Origin of the sequence: Salinibacter grassmerensis (assembly GCF_947077765.1) — a bacterium.
GTDB lineage: Bacteria > Bacteroidota > Rhodothermia > Rhodothermales > Salinibacteraceae > Salinibacter > Salinibacter grassmerensis.
This window is the reverse complement of sequence record NZ_CAMTTF010000001.1, coordinates 1-26,218: the sequence shown is the minus strand read 5'-3', so window position 1 is coordinate 26,218 and position 26,218 is coordinate 1. Positions and strand designations below refer to the sequence as shown.

Here is a 26,218-nt window from a genome sequence, read left to right as displayed (position 1 = left end):
GATTTGGGGCCGGAACGATGGAAGATCGCCCCGCGCTTTGAGCTTGGTTCTCCTATACATTGAATCGGAACTCCATTACGTCTCCGTCCTCCACCACGTAGTCTTTTCCCTCCGTTCGGAGGAGGCCCGCCTCACGGGCGGCAGCCTCCGAGCCGGCTTCGTCGAAGTCTGAGAAGTGGATCGTCTCGGCCCTGATGAACCCCTCCTCGAAGTCGCTGTGGACCTCCCCGGCAGCCTTCGGGGCTTGGGTCCCCTCTTCGATGGCCCAGGCGTACGCCCCCTTCTCGTCCGCTGTAAAGAAGGTGATGAGATCCAGTACGTCGTACGCAGCGTGGATGAGCCGCTCGAGGCCAGCGCGCTGTAGCCCCGCATCGTCCAGAAACAGCTGACGCTCCTCCGGGTCGAGCTTGGTCAACTGGGCCTCCAGTTCCGCCGAGGTGACGACGACGCGGGTCTCTTCGTTCTGTGCAATGGTCCGAAGCTGGTCGACGTACTCGTTGCCGCCCGGTAGGTCGTCCTCTCCGACGTTCGCAACGTACAGGACCGGCTTATCGGTCACCAGAAACAGTTCGTCGACGAGCGGACGATCGGCCTCCCCCACCTCAAACGAACGTGCCCATGCACCGTCGCTCAGGTGATCGTGGAGTCGCTCGAACACCTCCAGCTCTTCAGCGGCCTCCTGGTCCCCCTTCTTCGCGGCTGTCTCCACCTTGTCAATCCGCTTCTCGACCGTCTCCAGGTCCTTCAGCAAGAGCTCCGTGTTGATGACCTCCACGTCCCGCACCGGATCCACCGAGCCGGCCACGTGGGCCACCTCCTCGTCCTCGAAGCAGCGCACGACGTGAATAATGGCGTCGACCTCCCGAATTTGAGCGAGAAACTGATTCCCCAGCCCTTCGCCCTCGGCCGCCCCCTCTACGAGTCCGGCGATGTCGACAAACTCGATGCTCGTGGGAATTGTCTCCGGCGACCCGGCTAGTTCGGCAACCCGGGGGAGCCGGTCGTCGGGAACGGGCACCACCCCGACATTCGGATCGACCGTGCAAAACGGATAGTTGGCGGCGTCGGCCCCGGCACTGCTCAGCGCGTTGAAGATGGTCGACTTGCCGACATTAGGAAGACCGACGAGGCCGCACTGGAGTGACATTGGAGGGCTGAGACCTGAAATGAAAGACAACCGGGATGGATTGCGCGGCCCACAGGGCCATTTCTGCTCCGAATTCGGCGCAGGATCATCCGTCAGCGTACGGGACATCGACAAACTTCCGCTCCGGGAGATGCACCGCTGTGAGGCGCCCCATGCCGGGCTTCATGTGGTAGACACAGCCGGTGTCGATGAGAATCAGCTTCTCGTGGCTGATGGGGTCGGGCTGGGGGGTGTGGCCGCAGACCACGGTTTTCTCCCAGGCCAGCCCCGAGGCCTCCAGGTGCCCGCGCTCCCACATGAGCACCTCTTCGTCGGGCTGATCCAGATTTTCTTCCACCGTGAGATCGGGGCGCAGCCCGGCGTGCACGAATAGGAAGTCGTCTGTCTCGTGGTAGAGCTCCGTGTCCCGAATAAATTCGGCGTGGGCGGCCGGGATGTGGACGTCCGAACTCTCGCCCTTGAGGTAGCTCTGGAGCGTCGAGACCCCTCCGTTCATGCGCCAAAGACTGAAGGCTCCCGAGTCGAGGTAGTCCATCATCATCGCCTCGTGGTTTCCCCGAAGAAACGTGCAGGGGACGTTCTCGCGCAGGTCCAAAAGCCGATCGATGACGCCCTTCGAGTCGGGGCCTCGGTCAATGTAGTCGCCCACGAACAAGAGATGATCGTCCGACGAGGGATTTAGCCGATCCAGGAGGGCATTGAGCGACTCGAGGCATCCGTGGATGTCGCCGACGGCTATAAGTCCCATCGCGTGTGTCCTGGAGTGTGGAGAAAGGAAGAGTCAACTCAAGGGCCGTGACTCACGGCGAGTCGGCTCGCTCCTGAATCGTATCCATCCCGATGAGGCCGCGACCGGTTTTGTTGAGTCGCCCCTGATCATGGAGATCAAGCAGGATGGCGTCGATCACCCCGTTCACGAACGTGCCGCTTCGGGGGGTGCTGTACCGTTTGGCGATCTCAATCGCCTCGTCGACCGACACCTTCGGCGGCACCTCTTCGAACTTCAGGAGCTCCGTGGTTGCCATTCGGAGGAGGGATCGGTCGATGGCCGCGATGCGGTGGATTTCCCAATTGTCCGCGTGCTCCTCGATGATCTCGTCGGCCTTGTCCATCGTCCTCCGTGTTTCTCGGAAGAGGTGCTCCGCAAAATCACGGGTCGAGGGATCGTCGTCGAGCGGCACTCGGACGAGGGCATGCAGGGCTTGCTCGGCGTCCCCGTCGGTCTGCTCGTTCGCGTAGAGCGTCTTCATGACTTGCTCGCGGGCGTCGCGTCGGGAGCTCATGGCGAACCGTTTGGGAGAACTTTGGGGGGGAGTGGGAAAAGATGGCCCGCAGCTACGTGGACAGCAGTTCTATTTTCTAAGGCCGAGTCAAGTTCGGGCCGAGACGTGGATTCCCCCAAATTTGGATTTGCTTAGGGACGAGCCTGGCGTGCCGTACGCGAACGTTATGCCCCCCTCAAAAGATGTGTCTTTCCCATCCGTTCTTCCTGCGTGGAGGCGTGTCATTCCATGGATCCTGACTCGTCGGTTCACTGGGGCGCCTACCCGGCCGTGTACGTGGCGGTCGCCTTCACGCTCGGGGTCTTGGGGGGATCGATGTTCGAGTCGGCCGTCTTTTCTGTTTGGCTGAGTGGCGCTGGGGGCGGGGTTGTGCTGTTTGCAGGAGCGCAGTGGTGGGACCGGAGCCGGCTCGTTACCCTCGCGCCACTTGGGCGGGTGCTGGCGATTGCTGTGGTAGTGGGGTGTGCCGGTGGGGCCCGCTATAGCATCTACCAGGCGTCATCGCCCCGAGGGCTCGCCCCGGCGGCTGGAGCAGGCGACGATGACGTGACTCTGCAGGGGACCATCACAGACGCCCCGGAGCAAACCAACGAGGCGACTCGGTTCGTTTTGACAGTGGACAGCCTCTTCGGGGCTCGCGGCACGGCGGCCGTGGAGGGGCGAGTGCGGGTTACGCTAAAGCCGTCCCCGTGGGCTGATCGTCCCCCGTCGTTTCCTGAACTCCACCAGGGAGACGTCACCCGGCTTCGTGGGGCTTTGCGGCGTCCTCCTGGTCTCCGGAATCCTGGGGGCTTTGATTATGCCGGGTACCTATCGCGACGAGGCATTTGCTGTACCCTATACGTCGACGCTCCTGATCACGTCGACGTACTCGGAAATCAGCGGGGGGTGGTGCAGAGTGCACTTGTCTCTGTACGGGCGCATATCCGCCACCAAGTGGACCGGTATATACCGAGCGCTGGGGGGCGGGCTGTGTTATCGGCGCTGCTGCTGGGGGATCGGAGCCGGATCACTGATGCTCAGCGGGATCGCTTTGCAAAGACCGGCCTCATGCACCTCCTCGCGGTGTCGGGCCTGCATGTTTTCCTGGTCGGCATGGTGTTGTATACGCTGCTCCGCCCGCTTCTACTGCGCTTCCGGACAGGGTGGCGTGCAGCAGAAGTAATTCGGGCGGTACTCACGGTCGCCGTGCTGATCCTCTATATGTTGCTGACAGGAGGGCGGCCGTCGGTTGTGCGGGCGGTAATCATGGCGACTCTGTTCATTGGCAGCATCTTCTTCCAGCGGTCGACCCACCCGCTGAACACCCTCGGCGTTGCGGCCCTGATACTGCTTGCGGTGCGGCCCCCGATGTTGTTTGACGTCGGATTTCAGCTATCGATGGTGGCCGTATCCGGAATTGTGACGCTCAATCCTCGATTCCTCGAGATGGTGCCAGATCGGTATCGAACCTCTGAAGCCCTGGACTGGGCGTTGTCCACTGCTACGGCATCGGCGGCGGCCATTCTGGGAACGGCCCCGGTTCTACTTTACCACTTTGGATGGGTATCAGTGGCCGGTCTTCTCCTAAATATGGTCGGGATTCCGTGCACCGGCCTGGCTCTTACGTCGGCGATCGCGACGGTGGCAGTAGGCGGCGTATGGACCACAGCGGCTGCCTCGTTCGGCAGTGCGGCGGACTTATTCCTGCGGGGACTTCTTGCCACGTCCAAGTACGGGGCAGCATGGGGGTCTTGGGCGGGCATCCGAATGCCGACGCCGAGCGTGTGGGAACTGCTGGCGCTCGGTGCTGGCCTGATTGCTGTAGCACAGTGGCCGCGTCCTCGTCTCCGGTGGCGCTGGATCATCGTAGGGGGATTTTTCATGGTGGGGTCTGTCTGGGGCCCAGTGGTCGGGAGTGGGTCGGCACCGACGCTCGATGTCGTGTTCTTCGACGTTGGACAAGGAGATGCTGTCCTTCTCAAAACCTCCTCCGACCACCATATCCTCATCGATACTGGGCCACGATCCCCAAGTGGGGCGGCTGCAGAGTACGTAGTTCTTCCGTTTCTGAAGCGGTGGGGAATTCGTCGGTTGGATCTCGTCGTGATCTCTCACTCCGATGAGGATCACTTGGGAGGACTTCCAGCACTGCTACGGGCGGTGAAAGTCAGCCGGCTTGCTCATAATGGCCGTTCCGCCGACACGGAGCTGTACGATGAAACGCGTCGTCTTCTTCGCCAGAAGAGCATCACCCACCAGCCCGTTGAGCGAAGGGATACCCTTCAAGTAGGTCCATCCATTCGGGTGAAGGTTCTCAGCCCACCTGAGCAGAGCAGTTTCCAGACAGAAAACAATGCTTCTGTCGTGCTCGAGGTAGCGTATGGCGATGTGAATGTCCTCCTCCCAGGAGACATTGAGAAAGCCGCTGAGCGAAATCTAGTTCGTACGTACGGAGAGAAACTTGAGGGAAATGTGGTGAAGGTGCCTCATCACGGATCCGAGACCAGCAGTCACCCGGCATTTGTGGATTCGGCTACCGATTCGACACAAACCCACGCGGTGGTGAGCGTAGCCCAAAACCAGCAGTACGAAATGCCCAACGCGAACGTGATTCGCAGATGGAAAGTGCACGGGAATCGATTGCATAGTACTGCCACCAGTGGAGCAGTGTGGATAAAGGCCAATGGTAAAGCAACACGGCGTTGGCAGTGGAGATGAGACGTATTCCTCTCAACTCATCTTTCTTACTCGTGGGAGTCCCGATTTAAGTTATTCCCACAGAAGAATATCCTATGGCCAAGACTGGTATATAGCCAAGTATCAGTTTCCCAGAAGAAATCTGTCGATATGTGAGCCGTTCTGGGCAAAATATCGTCCGCGAGTCAAGTTATCCACATCCCCTAGTATGGATAAAGCACTAGGGATTTTTTAAAAGATGTGGTTGTTGTTGTTAGTCGTGTGGAAATGTGGATAACAGGGTTCCCCACAACTGAGCCGAGAGGATGTGGACAGTCTCCCCGGTCGTTCACGAGGTTATCCACAAACGGGGACTTGTCTAAAGCCGGTCTACGGCGCTGAAGGCCGATATGAGGATGGTTTTCCACGTTTCCACGGCAATCCACAAGAAGAGACGGGGGATTGTGGACCTAGTTATGCACACTCATCCACAGTGTGCACAAGGCGGGGATGAGTGTGGATATCCCCTCCAGTTATACACGGCCGGTGGGCGTCCCATTCTTGTACACAGATTATCCAGACGTTATCCCCTACTTATCCACGAGTTATCCACAATCTTGTGGATAAAGGGGGCTCTGTGGACACACGGAGGGGGAGAGGGGGCCTTTTCCCGGAAGAGTTGCCGGCAAGAACGTGCTGGCAGAGGCTACTCCTCCGTAACCGTAAAGAGGCGGTAGACGCAGAAGCCGGCGATAAGAGCGGGCCACAGTGCAGCTATCCAGTCTCCGGCCTGCAGGCGGATTACCGTGAGCGACGCGCCAAAGATGGCAACGAGCGCGTAGATGATCTGGAAGATCTGAGTACTGGACATGCGGAAGAGGGACTAAGCCACGGGCACGAATGAAAAGTGTGGGCTTTGGGGCTAGGCGCCGGCGTCGATGAGCTCCATGAGAAGGGGGGTGAGCCGGTCGGCCGCGACGGTCGACAGGTGGTCCCGGGCCTCCGTGGGCAACTCGATCGGCGTCTGCTCGACGAGTTCGAGCCCATACCCGGCTAGTCCAATTCGCTTTCGGGGATTGTTGGTGAGGAGCCGAAGCTTGCGAATGCCGAGGTCCCGAAGAATTTGGCACCCGATGCCGTAGTCGCGGTGGTCCATCTCGAGCGACACGTCCGCGGGAGCCCCGTCGTCCTGATTCTGATGGCGCTCCAGGTCTTTGAGCTTCGAGAGAAGGCCCTGGCCGTGGTTGCTCTGCATCATATACAGAATGGCGCCCGTGCCTTCGTGCTCCACCTGGAGAAGGGCTTCGGCCAGTTGTTCGCTGTACGATTCGCGCCGTGCGGCGAGCACGTCGCCCAATACGTTCTGAGAGTGGACGCGAACCAGGACAGGCTCGTCCTTGGCCCAGTCGCCCTTGAGCAGAGCGAGGTGCACGTCGCCGGTGAGGGTCTCTTCGTAGGCGACGACCCGAAAGGTGCCAAACGCAGTGTCCAGGTCCACCTCCGCCGCCCGCTCAACGAGCCGCTCGTTCTGCATGCGGTAGGCAATCAGGTCCTGGATGGTGATGAGCGGCATGTCCAGGGCCTGAGCACGCTCGCGGAGTTGGGGAACGCGGGCCATGCTCCCATCCTCGTTCATAATCTCGACGAGGGCCCCGGCCGGCTCTAGACCGGCGAGGCGGGCAAGGTCCACGGCCGCCTCGGTGTGTCCCGCGCGCCGCAGGACCCCTCCTGTACGAGCACGGAGCGGAAAAACGTGCCCGGGACGGGCAAAGTCGTACGGAGAGGCGTCCGGGTCCGCCAGGGCACGAATCGTCTTTGCGCGGTCCGCTGCTGAGATTCCAGTACTCGTCCCCTGGCGGTAGTCGACCGAAACGGTAAAGGGAGTGCTGTAGAGCGACGAGTTGGTGTCGACCATCAGGTCGAGGTCCAGCTCGTCGGTCCGTTCAGGGGGGATGGCCGTGCAGAGGAGCCCGCGCCCTTCCTTCGTCATGAAGTTGACGAGATCGGGCGTCATGGCCTCGGCCGCCCCGATAAAATCGCCTTCGTTTTCGCGATCCTCGTCGTCCACCACAATTGCGAGCCCGCCGTCTCGGATGGTGGCGAGAGCGTCTTCGATGGTGTCGAAGGGCTTTTCCGAGGACGGGGACGAGTTGTGGGGGGAAGAACTCATGGTGGCAGAACGGACCCGTTTGGTTCGGTCCCGAAAGGATACGAAAAGGGGGAAGGCCTACTCCTCGTCGTTGGCGAGGCTCGCGATGGAGTCCTTGTCGAAGCGAAGCCGCGTGCCCTTGCTGTTGACCTGAGCCAGAACGCTATCTTCGTCGATCTTCTGAATGGTGCCGTGGACGCCGCCCACGGTCACGATTTTGTCGCCCTGCTCCAGTCCGTCGACCATCTCCTGGTGTTCTTCTTCTCGTTTCTGCTGAGGACGGTAGATGAAAAAGTAGAAGACGCCGATGATGAGAACCAGCGGGAACAGGAGGCCGACAATGCCGCCGCTGCCACTGCCGGACTGTCCGACGAGAAGAATCGGATCAAGAGACGAGAGAAGAGGAGAAAGCATGGTGGGTGTGTTCGAAGATCAGAATTCGGGAAGAGAGTGCAGCATCCCCACGACAGGGAGCAGGGACGACACACTTCACCCAGTGAACGGGACGGGAAACAACCGGTTCGCACGAACCGGGATGTGGCTGTGAAAGTCCACGGCAAAAGAAAAAGGGCAAGCGACCCGCAGCGCGCCGCTGCGACCTCCTACCGCTGCTGCCTTCCGGCCCTGACGGGGTTCAGAGGGAGCTGGCCGTGCGGGACTTGCCCTTTGTCGGTGCGGGGAATCCCCGCGAAATGTTGGATCAAGTGAGACAGTGTGGCTGGCGAACAGTTCCCCAGAACGAAGGCCTCCCGCTGAAAATGTCGTCAAGCCCGCAGGCAGGCGTGTCTCAAATCTCCGATGGGGAGGAGTCTGCTCTGCGCCATTCTGTAGGGAGGACCGAAACCCGAAGAGCGTGCCCGAACCTTCGAAGAAGGACGCGGTTCTGCGAAGCGACTGTTTGAGCTGCCAGGTGCGATTTCACTGAAGCCGAGGCCATGACCGACGCATCCCTCGACAACAAACCGGGACCCATGTCCGGAACGCCCCCGCCGCCGCAACTCGTCGTTGCTGCCTTCCGGAAAGCAAACGGAATCGGAGACGGGCAAGAGCCTCGCCCCGAACCATCACGGAGAGCGACGCAAAATGATGGGCCATCGTTGGGCCTCAGCGACGAAGAGAAGCCGGCGCCCGTCCAAAATGGGGATGCGGAAACGACTGGGAGGTGGATTGAGGAAACGCTCGCTGCGGTTTGGGGGGCAGGTGGAGAACTCTGGAACGGCCCCGACGATGAACAACCGCAGAGTCTGAGGGCTTCGGATTCAGTGGCGACAGGGCCATCCCTCGTTTCGCCGGAGGCAGAGAAAGAAACTGAGGGGAAACCGGTATCCGGTGAGGAAATGCGAGATGAAACGCACCAGCCCGGTGAGAAAACGGACGCCTCCGAAGACCTTGCGCTGGCGTTCCGTCATGCATTCTACGAGAGGCGAGTTCGTCACGAGACGGCCGGCTAGATGGGTGCGGGCAAGAAATCGACCCGGACAACTGCGTTTCCCGTCCGTCCAGCACCATCGTTTCTCTGGGTCACGGGTCGTTCGGAGAGCAGCACAGCCTCCGTCGGCATCCGAAACCTATCTGGGCTTCGCGCTCGTCGAGCCGGCGCGCTTCTCCTTCGGGGGGAGGGAGCGAGGCCTCATCGACTTTTGAGGCGCATTCGGCACCACCCTGACCCGCGAATCTTCTTGAAGCCCGTGTTCAGGCGGGCCGACGCTGGCCGGGAATCGCCGGTGGCCGACCATGTAGACGGTACATGGACGCCCCAGGCCAACCAGAAGACCCTCCAGACGCTGCGAGAGCGTGCAGCCACGATCAACCGACGGATTCGCGACGTGGTCGAGGGAGACGAGGCGGTGACGCGCACCGACGCCGAGCGGCGACTGCTCTTCTTCATTGTCACGCGAACGGATGCGTTTTCTCGACGCCGAGTCGGGGAGAGTGTCGTGTATCCGCGGCTAACTCCCCTCCTCGAGGGAACGGGGAGAGAGAAATTGAGCCGAGAGACGTGATGCCCTGAGAGCCCAGAGACAAACGAGAGCACGCCTGTGGTCTCCAACTACGTAAATTCGTGGGTGCGGCCGAGCGGTTGGCCGCGCGACAGTTCGTCCTCGACGTCCTCCACGATCGCCTCGATTTGACGCCGAACGGCGGTGATGGCTGGTTTCAGCGGATCAATGTCGGTCGCCTCCTCCTGAAGATCCGCCTCAATCACTTTGGCCCGGTCAAGGAGGTGCCGCAGCGCAGAGACGTGTGCTTCATGGCGTTCGAGTTGGTCCTCGCGAAGAAACTGAACGATGGTGTAGGCGAGGCGAAGGCACGCGTCGAAGCACTGATTCCGAGTCAGGTCGAGATTGCCCGCCGTCGTTTCCAAGAGCGACTTCGTGTCACGACTTACCACGTGGGTCGTCCGTGTGAGCGGGCGAGGCTGGTTGCGGGCCTTCTCGACGAACCGGTGTCGGGTATCCTCGTCTTCGTCCTTCAGAAAAGACACGGTGAGTTGAGTCGCCACCGCGGCGCCCTCCTGCTCCGGAACGTCCCAGTGGACGGCCAACGCCTCCTTCGCCTCCATGGCGTCCTTGCTGAGCTTGAACTTGATATGGGCCGGTCGCCGTTCTCCATCGGAGGGGGGCTCGTCGTCCGGGGATGTGCGGCTGGCAAGAAGCTCCTCCATAATCCGAGTTTCGCAGGTGGGCGCACGAGGGCTCTCGGGGACGATTTCAGGCTACAACTCCTTCTCGAGCAGCCCGATGATCTCGTCGTAGCTTTCCTGAGCGGCCTGCTCGTCGCCCGACCGGATTGCGTCGGTCACGCACGTCTCCAGGTGGTTTCGGGTGATGGCACGCCCCACAGACTTGAGCGCCTGCTGCACCGAGTGGATCTGGTCAAGAATATCGCCACAGTAGCGGTCGTCCTCGACCATCCGCTTTAGGCCCCGAATCTGGCCCTCGATACGGCTGAGGCGATCGGTGATGTCGTCACGGTCGGCGTCGCGAACCGGCATGGGAGGGAAAAGATGAATGAGTGAGCTGAGGCTTGCGGCCTCGTACGTGCAGGAAAGAGTCTCGGGAGAGAGGACAACCCCCCTACTTCCCCATAGAAAAGGATGTTTCTCCGACGCATTGGCCGGAAAAGATCTGTGACGGAGAGACTGGAGGGGTCAACAAGGAGAGCTCCATCGGGCCTTTCACCGAAAGATTGCGGTTCTTCTTTTTTGTTCAATCGAGTGCGCCTTTTATTCTAAATGTTGCCGTCTGTCTTTCGCTGCTGATCGTCCTTTTTCTCCATGCCTGCCTCTCCCACAATGCCGACACTCGCTCCCTCAATTATTGCGTCCGACGCAGGGCGATTCGCCGCCTGTGCCGATGAGGTCCTCGGGGCCGGTCCCGACTGGCTCCACGTCGACGTAATGGATGGACACTTCGTCCCCAATATCACCATCGGCCCCGACGTGGTGCGGACCCTCCGGCCTGTGGCCGACGAGCACGACGCACAGCTTGACGTGCATCTCATGATTGAGGAGCCGCAGCAGTACGTCGACACGTTCGCCGATGCCGGCGCGGACATGATTACCGTGCACGTGGAGGCCTGTCCCCACCTGCACCGGGTTGCTCAGAAGATCCGTGCTGCGGGATGCAAGGTCGGGGTCGCACTCAACCCGGCCACGCCCCTCGGTCATCTTGAGGGCATTTTGCCCTTCGTCGACCTCGTGCTCGTCATGTCGGTGAACCCGGGCTTCAGCGGCCAGAACTTTATCCCGGAATCGACGGCAAAGATCCAGCGGGTGCGTCGCCAGCTCAATGCGCTCGGCTCCAGTGCATACCTGGAGGTGGATGGCGGGGTGACCCCGAACAACGCAATGGAGCTCGTGCGGGCCGGAGCCGACGTGCTGGTGTCTGGAAGCGCCGTGTTCGGCGGGGAGCAGTCCGTAACGCAAAATGTCGAGGCCCTGCGGAACGCGCTCACCCTCAAGGTGTGACGAGTCCTCCGAGAGCCAGGAAACACAAGTCTACGTAGCACCCAATTCGCCGATCCGCGCGGCCGCACTGACCCTGCGACTGCCGGCGGCGAATCTACTCACTGAGCGCAGCAGGGGCCATGGAGAATCCGCGTTCCGACCTCAAAAACATGAGCGACACGGTGTGCGTGGTGACCGGGGCCAACTCGGGCATCGGCAAGGCTACAGCCGCCGAGCTCGCCCGCCTTGGGGCACGAGTGGTGATGGTGTGCCGAGACGAAGGGCGCGGGCGGGAGGCCCAGGCCGAAATCCGGGCGGAGGCCCGAACGGCCCATCCCAGTCGGGACGATACAATCGACCTCCGCATTGCGGACCTCAGTGTGCAGGAGGAAGTCTATCACCTCGGCGAGACGCTCCGGGCTGACTACAACCGGCTCGATGTCCTCGTGAACAATGCGGGGGTCTTCCTCGACTCGCGAGAGGAGACGGTTGATGGTGTGGAGGCTACCTTCGCCGTCAATCACCTCGCCTCGTTTTTGCTCACCCACCTTGTCCTGCCCCGCCTCCGCGAGACGGCGGGACGGGCCGGGGAGGCCCGCATCGTTACCATCAGCTCCGAGGCCCACCGGGGCGCCAGCATGGACTTCGACGACCTCAACGCGGAGGATGGCTACAATCCGCTGCAGGCCTACGCCCAGTCGAAACTCGCCAACATCCTCTTCACCCACGAGTTGTCCCGTCGCTTGCAGGACGCGGGGGTGGTCGCGAATGCGGTGCATCCCGGGATCGTCAACACCAACATCTGGCGCGGTCCCGGCTGGATTTCCCGGATTGCCCGTCTCTTCTCCTGGCTGTACAAGCGTCCGGAAGAGGGCGCACGCAGCGTCGTTTACCTTGCGGCGTCGCCCGAGGTGGAAGGGGTGACAGGCCAATACTTCAAGGAAACCGAGGTCGTGAACCCGTCGCCCGAGGCCTACGACGAAAAGGCCGAGGCACGGCTCTGGGGAATCAGCCGGGAAATGACGGGGCTCGCCGAGGTGGACGAGAACGGGCAACCAGAATAGTCTGGGTCCCGCAGGCGTCGTGTTTTCTCGTCGAGCCGGAGCCCATCATGTCTGTTCGCCAATCATTGCGTCGAGCCCTTCCTCGTGCGCCGTCTCAAGCTGTTCGTTTTCGCGGCGCCAGAACACGAACAGCGCGGCCCCCATCACGATCGCCATGAGGGCACTGCCGTATTGCATTAATTTAAACGCACTCGCGGAGTACGAATTCGAGTCCGGATTGAATCGCGCACAGGCCAGAAAGGCATTGTCGACGATGTTGCCGATCGTGCCGTCGGAGGCCTCCACGAGGGCCGTTCGCAAGTCGCCGGGGGCCGGGTCGAGGGTGGTAAAGTAGCGGGTGATGGTACCGTCACCACTCAAGAAAATGATCGTGGCGGGATGAGCAAATTGCTTCTCTTTCTCCGGAAGGGGCTGGTACCGGAAGCCCACCGAGTCGGTAAGCGTCTTGATTCCTGCCTGGTTGCCGGTCAGGAAGTGCCAGCCGTCGATCGTCTCCTCGGGGCGGTCCAGGGAGGCGGCGTAACGCTCCTGGGCCTTCCGGGCCATCTTGGGGCCTTCATGAGGACTGATGTCGACGGTAAGCACCTCAAACTTGTCGCCGGCCGTCCACGACATGCCGCTCAGTGACTTGGTGAACTTCTGCAGCTGAATGCGGCACAACTGGGGACACCGGTGGTAGTTGAGCGTCAGTATTATCGGTGTTGACCCGTCGAAGTATTGAGCGAGGCGGACCGGCTCCCCCTGCTCATTCTGGAACGAGAGGCCCTTCGGGATCGTCGCGCCGAGCTTCTGGTCCACCCCCACGTTCTCAAGTTGCTCCGGGGTACGGTTGGCCCGCTGGCCGTCGGCCGTCGAGGCAAAAGCCCCGACCCAGAACAGCGCGAGGGCCGTTGTCAGTCCGAGGCGAAAGAGATGGCGAGACCATCCGCCTGCCTTCGCAGAACATATATCGGACATGGGGACGAGAAGAGGTTTTGGGAATTTCGGTGTACTCGAACCCGGAACGGCACCAAAAGTTTGCGGCGGGCCTCGTTGGCAAGGATCCCTCGCCCCCACACTCAAGTCCTCAAGCCGGCTGTGTCATGCGGGCGGCCCGCCAGGCGGAGGATGAGGTCCTCCCCCTCGTAGAATCTTGCTTCTGTGAGGCCGCCTGGGTGACAAAGAAGCGCTATTGACGTCCCTGGCCTCAGGCCTTATAATCGTGTACGTTACGGGAGTTACAAAAATGTCTAGTATCAAATCGCTTCAATCTCTTTCGCGCACGGGGCCTTCTCATGTCCGTTCCTGCCTCCGAACTCCGGACCGTGATCGACCGGCTGCCGTTTTCGGTAGACGACACCGATGCCGCGAACGAATCCTTTCGGCGGTGGAAGGATGAGGAAGACCCGGAGGCCAAACGCCATGCGGACCTCTGGACGTACTGCTACGTCTGCCGGTACTTTCTGTCGAAGTCGACCCGGGGCACCTTTAACAATCCGGCTGACGCCGATGAGTTGATCACAAGAGCCTACCGCAAGGTCCAGAAGAACCGTGATGGGGTGCGGAATGCGGCCCGATACGCCAACTGGGTGAGCGTGGTGTGCAAAAACACATTTCTCAATTACACCCGGCGTACCCAGTTCTCCGAGTCAATCGAAGGAGAGAACCGGTTCACCCTCACGTCCGAAAAAACAAATGCCGTCGCAGAGGTCGGTTTCGTGCATGAGGCGCTTACAGAGGCAATTGAGCGGCTTCCGAACTATTTGCAAGAACCAGCCCGCCTCTACTTTTTGGAAAACCGGGAGTTTGAAGAAATCAGTGAAGCCGTCGGAAAGCCCGTCGCGACGGTTCGAACGTACAAGCACAAAGCGATGAAGAAGCTTCGTACCGACGATCGTCTCCGTGAGTACGTAAATCAGGCCGATTTGTAGGGAAAGAATGTCAAATTTCAGTTTAGCTGGTTATGTGTGTAAATTCGAAGTGTCTCCCTGAATCCCTATAGGTCTATATTCTTTACTCGATCTCCTGGAAGAAAGACTTAGCCCGTGCTGGGCGGCAGCTCATCGGAACCAATTATTCTTTCGTTTCCACGAGAATCCGAGGGCCTTCTGGGAGCATCGGTGGACTTCTTTTCGCATGTAGTCGTGTAGTGTGTCGCTCATGAATGACGTCGAGGAGCAGATCCTTTCGTACCCCCACCTTTCTCGAGAGAAACGGCAGGACATCGAAGCGTATGTGGAGCGAAATCCGGAGTGGGCCCCCCTGCTTGAAGACGTCCGTTCGGTCGAGGGCCTCTCGTCAAGCGTGGGCACACGCCCTCCCTCCGATGCCCTCCTTGCCACCTACGTGATGGTGCGCCACCTGGATCACGACGGAGAACGGTCGGCCCGGTTGCGGGAGGCCTTCGCCCGGCTTGAGGCGCGCATTGCGGACGATGAGGCGCTCCAGCAAGAAGTGGAAGCCGCGGAGCGTCGCCTGAAGGAAGCGGAGGCGGCCGTCGATCCGGTGTCGCACTTCGAGGCGCTCACGGAGCACGAACTGGAGATTGAGGAAGGAGCGGACGCGCAGGCGCGCGACACTGTCAGTTCGGAGCCGGCATCGTCATCGACTGCTGCCTCCTCCTGGCGGGGTGTGTTGGGGGGGCTTCCACGGCTTGTGCCACGGGCCGTGGCCGTCGCCATGGTTCTCGTGGGGGTGTACGGGGGGCTGTACGGAATTAGCGTTTCTACGCAGTCGACCCTCGACCGGCTCGCCGCCATGGAGGTCAGCGATCAAGTCGTCGACAACTACGCCAATGCGAGGATGCGCGGTGCGGCGCCGGAGGCCTCATCGGGGGCCGACGAGCAGTACCTGGAGGCGCTCTCGATTCTAGAGAACGCACGCATTTCCACACTGGGGCTGTTTCCCCGATACAACACCGACCGGCTCGATCAGGCCCGGAAACGCCTTGGGCAGGTCCTTGAGGAGGCGGAGCCCAACTCGTTCCTCGCGCTTGAGGCACACTTTTATCTCGGAAAGATCGCCCTCGCGCAAGGAAACGTTGACGCTGCACGGACGCACTTCAAGACTGTTGTGCAGCGAGAAGGCCGACAGACCCAGAAAGCGTACGAGATCCTGAAAGCTCTTCAGCAGGAATACAGCGGAGACAGGTCGTAGGCCCCCAACAAGTCGTAGCGCCTCCCGCCTTTCCGTCCACCAAACCGCACTGGGGGTCAGCATGCTGGGCTGGTCCCCAGTGCGAACACGAATCGCGATGAAATCTCGCCTCGGGCGAGATTAGGCGTAGGTGTTGAGCATCACCGGCATGATGAGCATGAGAATGTCCTCGTCGTCGGCACCCTCGCGGGGCAATACAATGCCGGCCCGATTTGGAGAGCTAAGTTCGAAGACCACCTCGTCGCACTCGACGTTGCTGAGCACCTCCGTGAGGTACTCCGAGTTGAATCCGATCTCCATCGGCTCGTTGTCGTAGTCGCAGTGGATGGTCTCCTCCGCCTCGCTGGAGCGCTCCACGTCCTCCGCCGAGATTGTGACGGTGTCGGCCGTGATGTCCAGCCGAATCTGGTTCGTCATGCTGGAAGAGTAAAGCCCCACGCGCTTGACGGCGTTGAGCATGTCCTCGCGATTGACGACCAGATTGCGGTCGTTCCCGTCCGGAATGACGGACTGGTAGTTGGGGTACGTCTCGTCGATCAGGCGGGCCAGCACGCGAGAGTCGCTGAATTCGAAGCTCACATGACTGCCGTCTACCCGGACGGTACAGATCTCGTCGTCCTCCACGATGCGTCCGGCCAGCTTGGTGGCCTTCTCCGGTACAATGAAGTCCGCAGACGTGTCGGCTCGGAGCTCCGGCAGGGTGAGCTTGACAAGCCGGTGCCCGTCGGTCGCCACCACCGAGGTTTCGTCCTCGCTGACCTGAAAGTACACGCCCATCATGGCGGGACGCAGGGCATCCTGGCTCACGGCGAAGGCCGTCCTGTCGATGGAGCGGCCCAGGAGCCCCCCCTCCACGTTGATCTCGTGCTGTTCCTCCAGCTCCGGTAGCTCCGGATAGTCCGATCCATCGTGGCCCACCATCTTGTAGTGGCCCTGATCGGTGTCCATCCGAATCTCGAAGTCGCTGTCCGCCGCGAACTCAATGGGCATGTCCGGCAGCGCCCGGAGGGTGTCGATCAGTCGCTGGGCGGGCACCGCAATGGGGGTGCTCTCCGGCGTGCCGTTCTTCTCGAACTGCACCGGCACGGTCTGGATGATCGAGATTTCGAGGTCGGTGGCGCTCAGACGCAACGTGTCTCCGTCCCGCTCGAAGAGGATGCACTCTAGAATGGGCATCGTGCTCTTCGACGGAACGGCGCCCTTGACAGTGTTGAGCGCTTCGAGAAGGTCGGCGCTGGAGGCGGTAAATTTCATGGGTGTCAGCGCGTTGCGAAAAGGAAGTGTTGAGGGATTCTATATCGAAATAAACAAATGCATAAATGCACCTACAACCCGTACGGGAGGGGGCGACGAAAGATTCAGCCCTGAGCGGGCCTCGACGCCGCTTAGCGGCCGTGGCGTTCGAGCTTCTGCCCGATTGTGCTCACTGTATCCCGGAACGACTCGTCGTCCGCCATCCGGTCCTCCACCGCGTTGTTGGCGTGAATGACGGTCGAATGATCCCGCCCGCCGAAGTGGAGGCCGATGTCTTTCAGCGAGTGCTGCGTGTGCTTCTTGGTGAAGTACATTGCGATCTGGCGGGCGCGGACGACATCTCGCTTGCGAGTCCTGCCCCGCATCTTCCCCTGTGAAATGCCGAGGTGTTCGCAAACAATACGTTGAATGTCGTCGACCGTAAGGGTGGCCGCCCGTTCCTGAAAGAGGTCGTGGAGCACCTCTTCGGCGAGGTCGAGGGTAATGTCGAGCTGGTGGAGGGTGGCGTGGGCAAGGAGGCGGATCAGCGCGCCTTCAAGCTCACGGATGTTGCTTTCGATGCTTCGGGCGATAAACTCGACGACGTCATCGTCGAGGTCGATCCCATCGTCCTCGGCCTTGCGACGAAGAATGGAGATGCGAGTGTCCAGGCCCGGTGGCTTTAGGTCGGCGGAAAGGCCCCACTGAAAGCGGGATAGCAATCGTTCCTCGAGGCCGTCGATTTCGCGCGGCGGACGGTCTGCCGACAGCACAATCTGGTTGCCCGCCTGCCGGAGGGCATTGAAGATGTGGAAGAACTCTTCCTGCGTCTTTTCCTTGCCCCCGAAAAACTGCACGTCGTCCACGATGAGCACGTCGACCTGACGGTAAAACGTCGAAAACTCACCGATCTGGTTTTCCTGGATCGACTGGACGAAGTCGGTGGTGAACCGCTCACTGGAAACGTAGAAGACGGTCTTGGAGGCGCTGCGGGCCGCGACGTGATTCCCGATGGCCTGAATGAGGTGGGTCTTGCCGAGTCCCACGCCCCCATACACGAGAAACGGGTTAAAGCTGGTCTCGCCCGGGTCGGTAGCGATGGAGCGGGCGGCACTGCGGGCGAGGCGGTTGCACTTCCCCTTGATGAAGCGGTCAAAGGTGTAGCTGTCGTTGAGCTGGCTGTCGACCTCGGCGTTCTTGAGGCCGGGGATGGCAAACGGGTTCTGGACCGGAGGAGCGCTCTTCTCATCCTCGTCCTGAGCCCCTGACCGCGCGTCACTAGGGGGAGGCTCATCCTCGGACGGAGAGGACGAAGAAGACGGGGAAGACTCCGGGGGCGGCGCGGAAGCCTCCGACGAACCGGACGGCGCTTCGGGCTCGTCCGACGCGTTCTGCGACGGGGCCGAATCCGGGCCGGCTGGGCGGGCTGGCAACTGCATGGAGGCGCCCTGCTGGGGATCGTCCGGGTCGTCCTGCTCGATGACGATGTCGTAGAACAGGCGGCCGTCGGGGCCGAGCACCCGCGTGACCGTTTTTCGAAGTAGCGAGAAGTAGTGCTCCTCAATCCACTCGTAGTAGAACCGGCTCGGAAGTTGGATCGTCAGCTTGCGCAGGTCGTCTTCGTCCTCCAGCGACTGGGCCTCCAGCGGTTCAAACCAGGTCGTGAAGCTCTGGCGGCTCACGTTGTCCCGGATGATGTCGAGACACTCATTCCAGGCGCGGTCGGCGGACTGATCCATTCCAGGCCAAGGTCAGTCTCGCGAGCGGGGAGGCTCGCCAGGGTGATCGGAGACAAAGACGAGAAGAGGGTTTGTTGGGCCCTGTGGGGCGTGTGCGGAACCGAACAGAACGAGTTCGAAGGACGCCACGGAGTGGAGATTCGAGACGAACTGTCCGGTGCTCCGACAGGAAATTAGGTCCCCGGAAGCGACGGTCGGGTGTCGTCCTTCGTCGCGCCGCCTGAGCCAGTGACATTTCCTTTTGCCCCCACTGGAACGGGCCTACTTCGGGCCGGCGCGTGCCCCGCTGGAAGCGTGCACGGCAACGTAGTGACATCGCCACCGTGGACCGTTGGACGGCCTTGAGTAAATTCGGGAGTACGAACGATAATCATCGCCCCCGGCAACGTCAAGAATCGATGCGGCGCAATCTCTCCCCGTCAGACCGCCCCGCCGAGGGGAAATATTCAACACGAGATTGTCCGAACAGAGTTGTTCTCGTCCCCGGACCGCCCGTATATTGCGATCTACACTGTCCGGCGCGTGGCGCCGGGTTCGCATGCGCTTTCAAGTAAACTCGACGGTTTGATGAGCGATCCAGGCATCGAAGCACTCAGCAAAAAGGCAACGGAAGAACAGGCCGCTTGTCCGGTCACGCTGGTGGTCAGTGGAAACATGGTCACCGGGCACATCGTGGCGCGAGACACCTTTGAGGCGGACACGACTCGGATGGTAGAGATGGCCCAGGAGCAGGCCGAGGACGACGAGGCCGTACAGGCCATGGGCGACTCGATCTCCGCCATGCTCGACGAGGTGGGCGCGTCCGACGACGGTACGTTCGTGCACGTGTCCGTTCAGGAAGTCATGACCGGCGCCGAGGCCATCAACCTCGGGGGCTCAGTCTTCCGGTTCCGCACGAGCGAGATTGAGGGATACACCATTGGGACGGTCGAGACGCGAGAAGGATAGGGCGGCGGTTCGATCTGTTCTGCCGTCTCGGCGGGGCAGCCACGTTCCACGCTGCTCCGCCGTTGTGGCGGTGGCCGCGCCCCAGGTTACTCGTCGTACGTGATGGTGACGGTGCGCCCCTCGTACTCAATCTCCACGCCGTCCTCCACGCGGGTCACCGTCGCCACTGACCGGTCGAGATCGGGGTTCTTGCGCTTCAAAAACGCACGCACGGTCTCTTCCGCCACGGCCACGTGCTCCGCCTGTTCGCCGAGCTTGTCGACGTCCTCGGCCGCGTCGAAGAGAAGCGGTGTGAGTTGTGCAATCGAGGTGGCCGCAATAAATTCGGGCGTGGGGCCTTCCATGTCTTCCATGATGGGGCAAAGAGATTGGGTAGGAAAGTGAGCGACGTCTTGTCGTTCTGGACCGCTTCCGTGAAAAAGCGAGTGCATGCCCCGCTTGAATTAGGGACGCGCCACGATGTTTGGGGAAGGGAAGGCCCTTGGCTCACTGCCTGGAAACAAATCATCCAAAACAAAAGCGCCCACGGCCCCAATGCTACTCGAGGCCATGGACGCCGCCACGAAGACCAATCCGTTGGGGCAGGGTGTCGCTATACCGAAATATCGGCGAGCTGAGCCTCCACCTCGTCCCGCCGGTCCTGCAAGAATGGGGGAAGCATCAGCGTGGTACCGAGCTCGTCCGCGGACTCGTCGTGGAGAAAGCCGGGCGGGTCCGTTGCGATTTCGAAGTTGACCCCGTTGGGATCGCGGAAGTAGAGCGAGTGAAAGTAATTGCGGTCCTTCATCGTAGTGACGTCGTGGCCGGCATCGCGGAGCCGCTCGCGAATGGCCCGCTGGTGCTCGTCGTCCGACACCCGAAACGCGACATGGTGGACCGTGCCGTATCCCCATCGTCCCTCGTGCATGTTGGGCTCGTTGTAGAGGTCAATGAACTCGGCGTGTTCAGGACCGGGCACCTGGAATCGAGTCCAGTCGCCGTTCTGGGGAGTCGGCTCGTGGTCCACCTGTTCGTACCCCATCAACTCAAGGACGTCCGCGGTCAGTTGGCCATTGTGGGGGTGAATGGTGACCCCGTGGAACCCGCGCACTGCATGCTCGGTGGGCACGGGCCCGTCGGCCCACGGCTCAATATCGGACGTCCCTGTAATGAGCTCCAGGGGCTGGTCGTCGTGGTCCTGAAACTGGATCACGGTCCGCCCGAAGCGCTCCGTCACCGGATACAGGGTGGCCTCGTCGGCCGCCTCTAGCCGATCCACCCAGTAATCCACTGCTCCCTCCGGAATGGTGAAGGCCGTGGCGGTGGCCTGTCCTCGTCCCACCTGCCCCTTCTGGATGCTGTGATGTGGTTTGAAGGTAAGAACGGTGCCGGGCGTGCCCGTCTCATCAGCGTAATAGAAGTGGTACATCGTCGGTCCCTTGAATGCCTCTGAAGGGTTGTTGAAAAGGACCGTCTGCTTAACGAGGCGAAGCCCCAAGACGCCCGTGTAGAAGTCAAGGTTTTCCTGTGGGTCGTGCGCGTAGGCGGTGACGTGGTGAATACCGGAAACTGGGTCGCTCATGGATGGAAGCGCTTTTTTCAAAAAGGCGAGGGGACGGGGCGGAAGACGCAACGACGTGACCTCTTCGACGGACGTTCGACCCCCGTGGACACAGTCTACAAACCCTGGTACTGAAAATTGTTCGAGCGGGCAACTTTGAGAAAAACAAAACCGCCACAGAAATGGACCTCCTAAATGTAAGCATCCGGGGGGCTGAACCAGACCTCAGGCACTGGACCGGAAGGCAACTCTTTCAGTCCCGCTCGGGATGGGCTTCTCCTAGAGGCGCTTTCCAAAGCACTCCGCTCCGTAACCCTGCTAAGCAGTGCCGTTCTCGTCCGGTCGCTCCTACATTGGGGGGCTGGTTGCCTCACGGTCTGGAAGAGATTCGTGTCGGCACACCGGCGTCGAACGATTCACGCAAGGGCGTCTCCGGTAAAAGAGACCAGTGGTGCCTACAGGAGAATCCGGCCGGCGGTGCCAATAATTCGATCGATCAGCGCGTCCCGAAACTGCTCGGCCCGGACGGCGGCAAGCCCCGCTTGTTTGAGTGCCTCCATCTCGGCCAGGTCCTTCTGGCCCCGAACGAGCGACTCGAACTCATCCTGAGAGAGCTCCCCCTGCTCTAGCAAGCGCCCCCATCGTTTCAGGTTGTCCTGCGTCTGGTTCAGGAACGCTTCGCCGTCCTTGAGGGCTGCCTCCTGCATCTCCTGTAGATGCGTCCCGGCCAGGTCGGTGATCTCGTCTCGGAGGGCGTCGAGAAATGCGTCAATGTCGGGCATCAGTCCGGGGGCTGGATCGATGAAGGGAGGCGGGAAGGATGTGCGATGCGGGTTTACGGGCCGTCGGGAACCTCCTCGGGCGTTTTCTTTCCGCTTTCCAGCTCGATGATCGTATCGAAGGCTTGGGTGACCTGTGTCTTCTTTTCCTCAACGAACGTCACGGAGAACGAAGAGCGCTCCCTCCAGTCGGCTAGGAATCCCCCTAAAAGGTCCCGTTCTGGATCGATGAGAATGCGCCACTGGCGGGCTGAGATCTCGTTGTTGGGGCGTCCCTTCGCGAATTCGTGGGCTTTCTCCAACTCGGTTTTCAAGTGCTGAACGGCGTCGGCATGCTCCGTGTAGGGCGCAGTCGCCCTGTCCATGAGGGCCAGTGCTTCCACCTTTAGTGAGGTGGCGTGCTCGTACGCTCGAGCATTAAATTCGGAGATGGTGGGTCTGCAGGCCGTGACGGCCAGCAGCAGAAGTCCCAAGAGAGCGGTCCTCCCCGCGAGAGGGACGAGTACCAGGAGACGGCGACGCGAAAACAACGCAGGACGCGGCATGGGTGTCGAAGGGATGAGACGATGTGCTACGAGTCTGCGCCGGAGGGTGACTCTTCCGGGCCTTCCGTCATCGAGGCTCGTTCTTTACGGGCCTTCCGATTCCGCTCCTCGGGACTTCGAATGCCGAGACGGGCGAAAATTCGGAAGACCCCTCCGCTTCCCCCTGCGATGAGAAGGGCTGTGAGGAGCTGTCCCGGCAGGGTCGGGCCCCCGATGTTCTGCGCCTGAATTTCCGGAAAGCCCCTTAGAAGCTCGGCGACGATGTCAAGGTCGTAGTTCAGAAACACCAGAAAGGCGACCGCGATGATGAGCGGAGTCTTGACGCCACGGCCCTCGAAGTAGCGGATAAAGAGGCGCCAGTCGAAGAGCACGGACATGGCCGACTCGAACACGAGGGAGAGAGCGAGCACCAGAAAGAGCACGTTGATGACCTGGGTGCGGTCCATTCCGCTGCGCGCAGAAGACGACGTCCCCGATGCGGATTGAGTCTGAGCATCAAGTGACTCCTGGAGGTTACTGAGTGTCGTCTGAAGGGCACGGACCGACTCGGGCGAAAGCGTCGTGGAATCGGAGGCGGTGGTTTGGGCGTGACTGAGCGTGGCAGACAGAAAGAGTACCACCAGAAAGAGGATCGACCGAGGTGCAGACATGGCAAGATCTGCGTAGGTTAGAAGTGACGGGACCCCTACTCTTCGGCACTAGGACCGGGCATCAAAAGTGGAACTCATAGACAGCCGAAACGGCCCAAGTATAACGTCCAGCGTCGAAAAGACAACAGGTTTCTACCTGCATAAAAGAACGCCACGTTCGCCGACTGAAGGAGAAACGAACGAGACCGATCACTAACAACAGAAATAACAGTCATCCAAATGATTCCTGACGCTCACCAGGGGCGGACTTTGGGACTGAGGACCTCCGTTGTCCACAACTCATCCACGTGTAGATTTCCGTTCTATAAATAACGGAAACTCATCTGTCGGCGATGAAACGGGGTTTTTGGGGCAAAAACTGGTGGCAAAATCTGTTATTGTGTACGTCTCAGCCAATGTGGAGCCATCGGAAAAAGTTATCCACATCCCCGTCCACAAGTCGTCAGGAGACTGAGCCCCTCAGCCGTTGTTAATAGCGGTAGAGCGATGTTTAGTGACTACCGCCGACGGATCTGTACGAATTCTGGACGAGAGCAGTAACTGTCCCGACTCCCATGGAATCCTCTTTGGGAGCCGGTCGTAATGTGAATGCTATTCGGCGGTGGCTCCACGAGACCGCTGTCACGTGTACCCCTCATCTAGACTTGTCTCTCCCCTATGGCCGACGAAAGTAGTGCATATCCCGAGCCGAGTGATTTCGAAGTGATGCGGCCGACCTACTACGAGAACGACGACGGCTTCATCACGGCCAAGATCGAAATTTCTCCGTTTAGCGTCGAGGGAGAGAGCCGAACGAAGGCGGGGGCCCGCCGCGCCGCCATCCACGAGGCGCGCAAAACATACCACTCCTACCACCCCAGCTACGAGGTCGAAAGCCCGTTCCCGGATCACTTCATCGATCGGGAGGGAACGGAGTGGCACCTTCTTCCTCCCTTTCAGCGCTCCACCTATGGGGACTACAAGTTCGTCGATGACTACGGCGACGAAGAGGAGGCCGTAGAGGAGGATTACGTCGACATCGAGACGATGCTTCTGTGGGACGTGCGCCCGGTCGACGTGCTCGATGGAGAAGAAGTAGAAGCATAGCCCCCGACGCGACCGTCCCGGGTCGGCTCATCCATCCGCCAAAGAGGACGCCATGTGCTCGCCGGTCTCCAGGCCATCTCGAACCGCGGCGTGGAGACGTGCCGCTCCTGCCACCCAGTCGCCCGTCACGTACACGTCTTCCCGGGCAGCCCCTTGATGCACTCCATCTCGGAGGCCGTCATCGGGAAGTGCGTACCGCCAGCCCTGGTGGTCTGTCCAGTCGGGATCGGTGAGGCGCTGGTCGTCGATGATGTTCGCGGCGTGCCGGGCGAGATCCGCAACGTTGTCTTCCGGGGGGGCATTGTACCGCGCTGTTGACCAGTCGGGGCTCGCCTGCACGACGAGAACCGATTTGTCATCCGGCACGTGTCCGGGTTTGCACTCTTCACGTCCGATCCAGCCGACCTCGTGGTCCTTGTCGGCGTTGACCAGTGCGTAGTAGGGGGCGTCGATCTCAAAGTCGTACCCGAGGACGGCAGTCCAGACTGTCCGGTACGTCACCGTGGCGGCCGCCTCGCCCAGACGATCTATGGCGTCAATGCCGGTCCCTTCCAGAAGCTCAGCCGTCTGCGGCGCGGGTGGATTCAGGAGAAGCGCGTCGAACGGCCCGTGTGTGCTTCCATCCGCCGTTGCAAGGCGCCAGCCGTCGTCGCGGTGGAGAGCCGAGACTCGAGTTTGGCGCTCAATCTCTGCGTCGGTCGCGCCGAAGAGGTGCTTGGCTAGGCGCGTGATTCCGTCCTCGTACGTCCACCGGCGCGCGTCTCCGTCGCGCCCCTCCGAAACGGTGCCGCCGGCGTCAAACGTCCAGATGGGACCGTCCACCTCCACGAGCCCCGTGTCGAATGCATCGGTAATCAGGGAACTGACCCGGCCCCCAGCGTCCTTGAGGTAATTCGCGCCGTACTCGTAGACCGTTCTGTCCCGGCGCCGTGCAGCAGCGCGGCCACACAGCCCTCTCGACTTTTCAAAGACCGTAACGTCAACGTCAGAGCGGGAGGTGCAGAGGGTGTATGTCGCCGCCGCGGCCCCGGCCCCGGCGCCGACCATGCCCACTTGGAGGCTCATAGGCGTGTATTCGCGCTTCTGTGTGGGGAGGAGGACGAAGAATGGACGCAGAAAAGGCTCGCCCCCGTGGAGCATAAGGCGAGCCTATTCTTGCCATTCAAAATTCGATCCTTCAAGCTAAGAAAATTCTCCCCCGGGGTGTCAACCATCAGGCGTGAAGGGCCTGAAATGATCGTCCTTTTTGCGTGCAGCTTGGCCCGCGGCAGTGACTCATCGTCTGGTTCATTTCGCTCGTCGCGCAAATCCACCGGCTCACCGGAGAGGCCGAATCCATCAGCCGTGTGGCCCGGTCAGACCCACGCGAGGAGGCGAGGACCAACCGCGAGGTATTATTCCGCGCGCCTCCCCCGCACATTCGCTCACCTGCTCAGACCCAGCGCCTACCTTCCACCATGACCCACGCTCGCGAGAACCGTCTCCACGACGCGTCCAACTTCGATGACTTCATGCTGGCCGCGGTCTCTGCGATGCTCATCGCGGCCATTCTCGTGGTCTGAATTTCCGATCTCTCCATCTGCATGCCATATCGAAGGCACAAGGTGCGAGAGCAAGTTTAGGCGAAAGTATTCCCTGCCGACGACCGATCAACGGTGGCCGCTAAACGAAGAGGCAAGATCTTTGCTCTAATTGTTTACGTCCCAGCGTCAAGCCACTCGGAACGACCCGTGCGGAGTCGGACACAGATGAAAACGTGGATCGTCGATGACTTTCGGCAGCGACTGCTTTCGGCCTGTTGATTTTTGATCGTCTCTATGGCTGCACTTCGTTCTGTGCGCACGATCGTGCTGTCGGCGGGGCCCACGGTGCTTCTCGTGGGACTATTGCTTGGCGTCCTCCTGCCGTCCGCGCACGCTCAGTCCCAACCGGCGGACGGGGTGTTCTACGGCAGGCTTGGCGGGGGGCTCTCCGATTTCACGGGCGACCTGTCGTCGTGGCGCCCGTCGCACCCGTTTGGGGGAGGAGCGTTCTCCAAGGAGGCCGGGCCGCCGTTTGTGTTCGTCGGGGAGGTAGGGTACCAGTTTTCTCCGCAGTGGGCCCTCGGGGTGGGGGTGCAAGGGGGAAACTATCCAGTCGAGGTGTACCCTGAGATTGAAGGCGTTTCGGATTCGTACCGCTACACACCGCGGGTGCTGGGGCGCTACACGATTGGGGACGGAGCCGTTGCTCCGTACGTGGACCTCGGAGCACATGCTACACTCGGCGGAGACCGCCCCCCAACGAGCATTGGGGTGGGGCCGTCCCTGGGGG

At 60.9% G+C, this 26,218-nt stretch carries 26 protein-coding genes and 1 other RNA gene; 9 read left to right on the top strand and 18 right to left on the bottom strand.

What is annotated here, in order from left to right; all coding sequences use genetic code 11:
* Window positions 1-52: 52 nt before the first annotated feature.
* From ychF to nusB, 3 genes are all read right to left on the bottom strand, one after another.
* A complete protein-coding gene (gene ychF / locus OJB03_RS00135) occupies window positions 53-1,147 on the bottom strand; it encodes a redox-regulated ATPase YchF (protein WP_263784288.1) in 1,095 nt (364 codons plus the stop codon).
* Window positions 1,148-1,232: 85 nt separating this feature from the next.
* Window positions 1,233-1,895 (bottom strand): metallophosphoesterase family protein, encoded by a 663-nt coding sequence (locus OJB03_RS00130; RefSeq protein WP_263784287.1) that lies wholly within the window; start codon window positions 1,893-1,895, stop codon window positions 1,233-1,235.
* 52 nt (window positions 1,896-1,947) lie between these two features.
* Entirely contained in the window at window positions 1,948-2,430 is a 483-nt protein-coding gene (nusB, locus tag OJB03_RS00125; protein WP_263784286.1) for a transcription antitermination factor NusB, read from the bottom strand.
* A gap of 228 nt (window positions 2,431-2,658) precedes the next feature.
* Here nusB and OJB03_RS00120 point away from each other — a divergent pair, with 228 nt between their 5' ends.
* On the top strand, window positions 2,659-5,130 hold the full coding sequence (locus tag OJB03_RS00120; protein ID WP_263784285.1) for a DNA internalization-related competence protein ComEC/Rec2: 2,472 nt from the start codon (window positions 2,659-2,661) through the stop codon (window positions 5,128-5,130).
* A 664-nt stretch (window positions 5,131-5,794) separates the two neighbouring features.
* Here the strand turns inward: OJB03_RS00120 and OJB03_RS00115 are convergent.
* The 4 genes from OJB03_RS00115 to ffs form a co-directional block, all read right to left on the bottom strand.
* A complete protein-coding gene (locus OJB03_RS00115; protein WP_263784283.1) occupies window positions 5,795-5,959 on the bottom strand; it encodes a hypothetical protein in 165 nt (54 codons plus the stop codon).
* Between the two features lie 51 nt (window positions 5,960-6,010).
* On the bottom strand, window positions 6,011-7,258 hold the full coding sequence (ribB, locus tag OJB03_RS00110; RefSeq protein WP_263784280.1) for a 3,4-dihydroxy-2-butanone-4-phosphate synthase: 1,248 nt from the start codon (window positions 7,256-7,258) through the stop codon (window positions 6,011-6,013).
* A 57-nt stretch (window positions 7,259-7,315) separates the two neighbouring features.
* The gene (gene yajC, locus OJB03_RS00105) at window positions 7,316-7,651 is read right to left on the bottom strand and encodes a preprotein translocase subunit YajC (RefSeq protein ID WP_263784278.1); all 336 of its coding nucleotides are present in this window, start codon (window positions 7,649-7,651) and stop codon (window positions 7,316-7,318) included.
* A gap of 151 nt (window positions 7,652-7,802) precedes the next feature.
* An RNA gene (ffs, locus tag OJB03_RS00100) (signal recognition particle sRNA small type) lies at window positions 7,803-7,902 on the bottom strand.
* A gap of 1,059 nt (window positions 7,903-8,961) precedes the next feature.
* Between ffs and OJB03_RS00095 the strand changes: the two genes are divergently transcribed.
* The gene (locus tag OJB03_RS00095; protein ID WP_263784276.1) at window positions 8,962-9,240 is read left to right on the top strand and encodes a hypothetical protein; all 279 of its coding nucleotides are present in this window, start codon (window positions 8,962-8,964) and stop codon (window positions 9,238-9,240) included.
* Window positions 9,241-9,287: 47 nt separating this feature from the next.
* Here the strand turns inward: OJB03_RS00095 and OJB03_RS00090 are convergent, their stop codons facing one another.
* Entirely contained in the window at window positions 9,288-9,902 is a 615-nt protein-coding gene (locus tag OJB03_RS00090) for a hypothetical protein (RefSeq protein WP_263784275.1), read from the bottom strand.
* Between the two features lie 51 nt (window positions 9,903-9,953).
* Window positions 9,954-10,232 carry a metal-sensitive transcriptional regulator gene (locus OJB03_RS00085; protein WP_208425249.1) on the bottom strand — a complete coding sequence of 93 codons (279 nt, stop codon included), beginning with the start codon at window positions 10,230-10,232 and terminating at the stop codon, window positions 9,954-9,956.
* Window positions 10,233-10,532: 300 nt separating this feature from the next.
* On the opposite strand from OJB03_RS00085, the gene rpe reads away from it, so the two are divergent.
* On the top strand, window positions 10,533-11,207 hold the full coding sequence (gene rpe, locus OJB03_RS00080) for a ribulose-phosphate 3-epimerase (protein WP_263784274.1): 675 nt from the start codon (window positions 10,533-10,535) through the stop codon (window positions 11,205-11,207).
* Between the two features lie 119 nt (window positions 11,208-11,326).
* The gene (locus OJB03_RS00075) at window positions 11,327-12,250 is read left to right on the top strand and encodes an SDR family oxidoreductase (RefSeq protein ID WP_263784273.1); all 924 of its coding nucleotides are present in this window, start codon (window positions 11,327-11,329) and stop codon (window positions 12,248-12,250) included.
* Between the two features lie 45 nt (window positions 12,251-12,295).
* Here the strand turns inward: OJB03_RS00075 and OJB03_RS00070 are convergent, their stop codons facing one another.
* Window positions 12,296-13,207, bottom strand: coding sequence for an SCO family protein (locus tag OJB03_RS00070; protein ID WP_263784272.1), 912 nt, complete (start codon window positions 13,205-13,207; stop codon window positions 12,296-12,298).
* Between the two features lie 317 nt (window positions 13,208-13,524).
* On the opposite strand from OJB03_RS00070, the gene OJB03_RS00065 reads away from it, so the two are divergent.
* Both OJB03_RS00065 and OJB03_RS00060 read left to right on the top strand, forming a co-directional pair.
* Window positions 13,525-14,160, top strand: coding sequence for an RNA polymerase sigma factor (locus tag OJB03_RS00065; protein WP_263784271.1), 636 nt, complete (start codon window positions 13,525-13,527; stop codon window positions 14,158-14,160).
* A gap of 220 nt (window positions 14,161-14,380) precedes the next feature.
* A complete protein-coding gene (locus OJB03_RS00060) occupies window positions 14,381-15,385 on the top strand; it encodes a tetratricopeptide repeat protein (protein ID WP_263784270.1) in 1,005 nt (334 codons plus the stop codon).
* A gap of 120 nt (window positions 15,386-15,505) precedes the next feature.
* Here OJB03_RS00060 and dnaN read toward each other — a convergent pair whose 3' ends face one another.
* On the bottom strand, window positions 15,506-16,639 hold the full coding sequence (dnaN, locus tag OJB03_RS00055; RefSeq protein WP_263784269.1) for a DNA polymerase III subunit beta: 1,134 nt from the start codon (window positions 16,637-16,639) through the stop codon (window positions 15,506-15,508).
* A 131-nt stretch (window positions 16,640-16,770) separates the two neighbouring features.
* Window positions 16,771-18,357, bottom strand: a complete 1,587-nt coding sequence (gene dnaA, locus OJB03_RS00050; RefSeq protein WP_263784268.1) for a chromosomal replication initiator protein DnaA — start codon at window positions 18,355-18,357, stop codon at window positions 16,771-16,773.
* A gap of 567 nt (window positions 18,358-18,924) precedes the next feature.
* Here dnaA and OJB03_RS00045 point away from each other — a divergent pair.
* Window positions 18,925-19,305, top strand: coding sequence for a hypothetical protein (locus tag OJB03_RS00045; protein ID WP_263784267.1), 381 nt, complete (start codon window positions 18,925-18,927; stop codon window positions 19,303-19,305).
* Between the two features lie 86 nt (window positions 19,306-19,391).
* Here OJB03_RS00045 and OJB03_RS00040 read toward each other — a convergent pair whose 3' ends face one another.
* From OJB03_RS00040 to OJB03_RS00020, 5 genes are all read right to left on the bottom strand, one after another.
* The gene (locus OJB03_RS00040; RefSeq protein WP_263784266.1) at window positions 19,392-19,658 is read right to left on the bottom strand and encodes a hypothetical protein; all 267 of its coding nucleotides are present in this window, start codon (window positions 19,656-19,658) and stop codon (window positions 19,392-19,394) included.
* Window positions 19,659-19,897: 239 nt separating this feature from the next.
* Window positions 19,898-20,866 (bottom strand): ring-cleaving dioxygenase, encoded by a 969-nt coding sequence (locus tag OJB03_RS00035; protein WP_263784265.1) that lies wholly within the window; start codon window positions 20,864-20,866, stop codon window positions 19,898-19,900.
* Between the two features lie 434 nt (window positions 20,867-21,300).
* Window positions 21,301-21,627, bottom strand: coding sequence for a hypothetical protein (locus OJB03_RS00030; protein WP_263784264.1), 327 nt, complete (start codon window positions 21,625-21,627; stop codon window positions 21,301-21,303).
* Window positions 21,628-21,680: 53 nt separating this feature from the next.
* Window positions 21,681-22,169 carry a hypothetical protein gene (locus OJB03_RS00025; protein WP_263784263.1) on the bottom strand — a complete coding sequence of 163 codons (489 nt, stop codon included), beginning with the start codon at window positions 22,167-22,169 and terminating at the stop codon, window positions 21,681-21,683.
* Window positions 22,170-22,195: 26 nt separating this feature from the next.
* Window positions 22,196-22,819 carry a hypothetical protein gene (locus OJB03_RS00020; protein WP_263784262.1) on the bottom strand — a complete coding sequence of 208 codons (624 nt, stop codon included), beginning with the start codon at window positions 22,817-22,819 and terminating at the stop codon, window positions 22,196-22,198.
* A gap of 657 nt (window positions 22,820-23,476) precedes the next feature.
* Between OJB03_RS00020 and OJB03_RS00015 the strand changes: the two genes are divergently transcribed.
* On the top strand, window positions 23,477-23,905 hold the full coding sequence (locus OJB03_RS00015; protein WP_263784261.1) for a hypothetical protein: 429 nt from the start codon (window positions 23,477-23,479) through the stop codon (window positions 23,903-23,905).
* A gap of 27 nt (window positions 23,906-23,932) precedes the next feature.
* Here OJB03_RS00015 and OJB03_RS00010 read toward each other — a convergent pair whose 3' ends face one another.
* The gene (locus OJB03_RS00010; protein ID WP_263784260.1) at window positions 23,933-24,970 is read right to left on the bottom strand and encodes an NAD(P)/FAD-dependent oxidoreductase; all 1,038 of its coding nucleotides are present in this window, start codon (window positions 24,968-24,970) and stop codon (window positions 23,933-23,935) included.
* Window positions 24,971-25,722: 752 nt separating this feature from the next.
* On the opposite strand from OJB03_RS00010, the gene OJB03_RS00005 reads away from it, so the two are divergent.
* The coding region (locus tag OJB03_RS00005) for an outer membrane beta-barrel protein (RefSeq protein ID WP_263784259.1) at window positions 25,723-26,218 on the top strand (496 nt) is incomplete at its 3' end.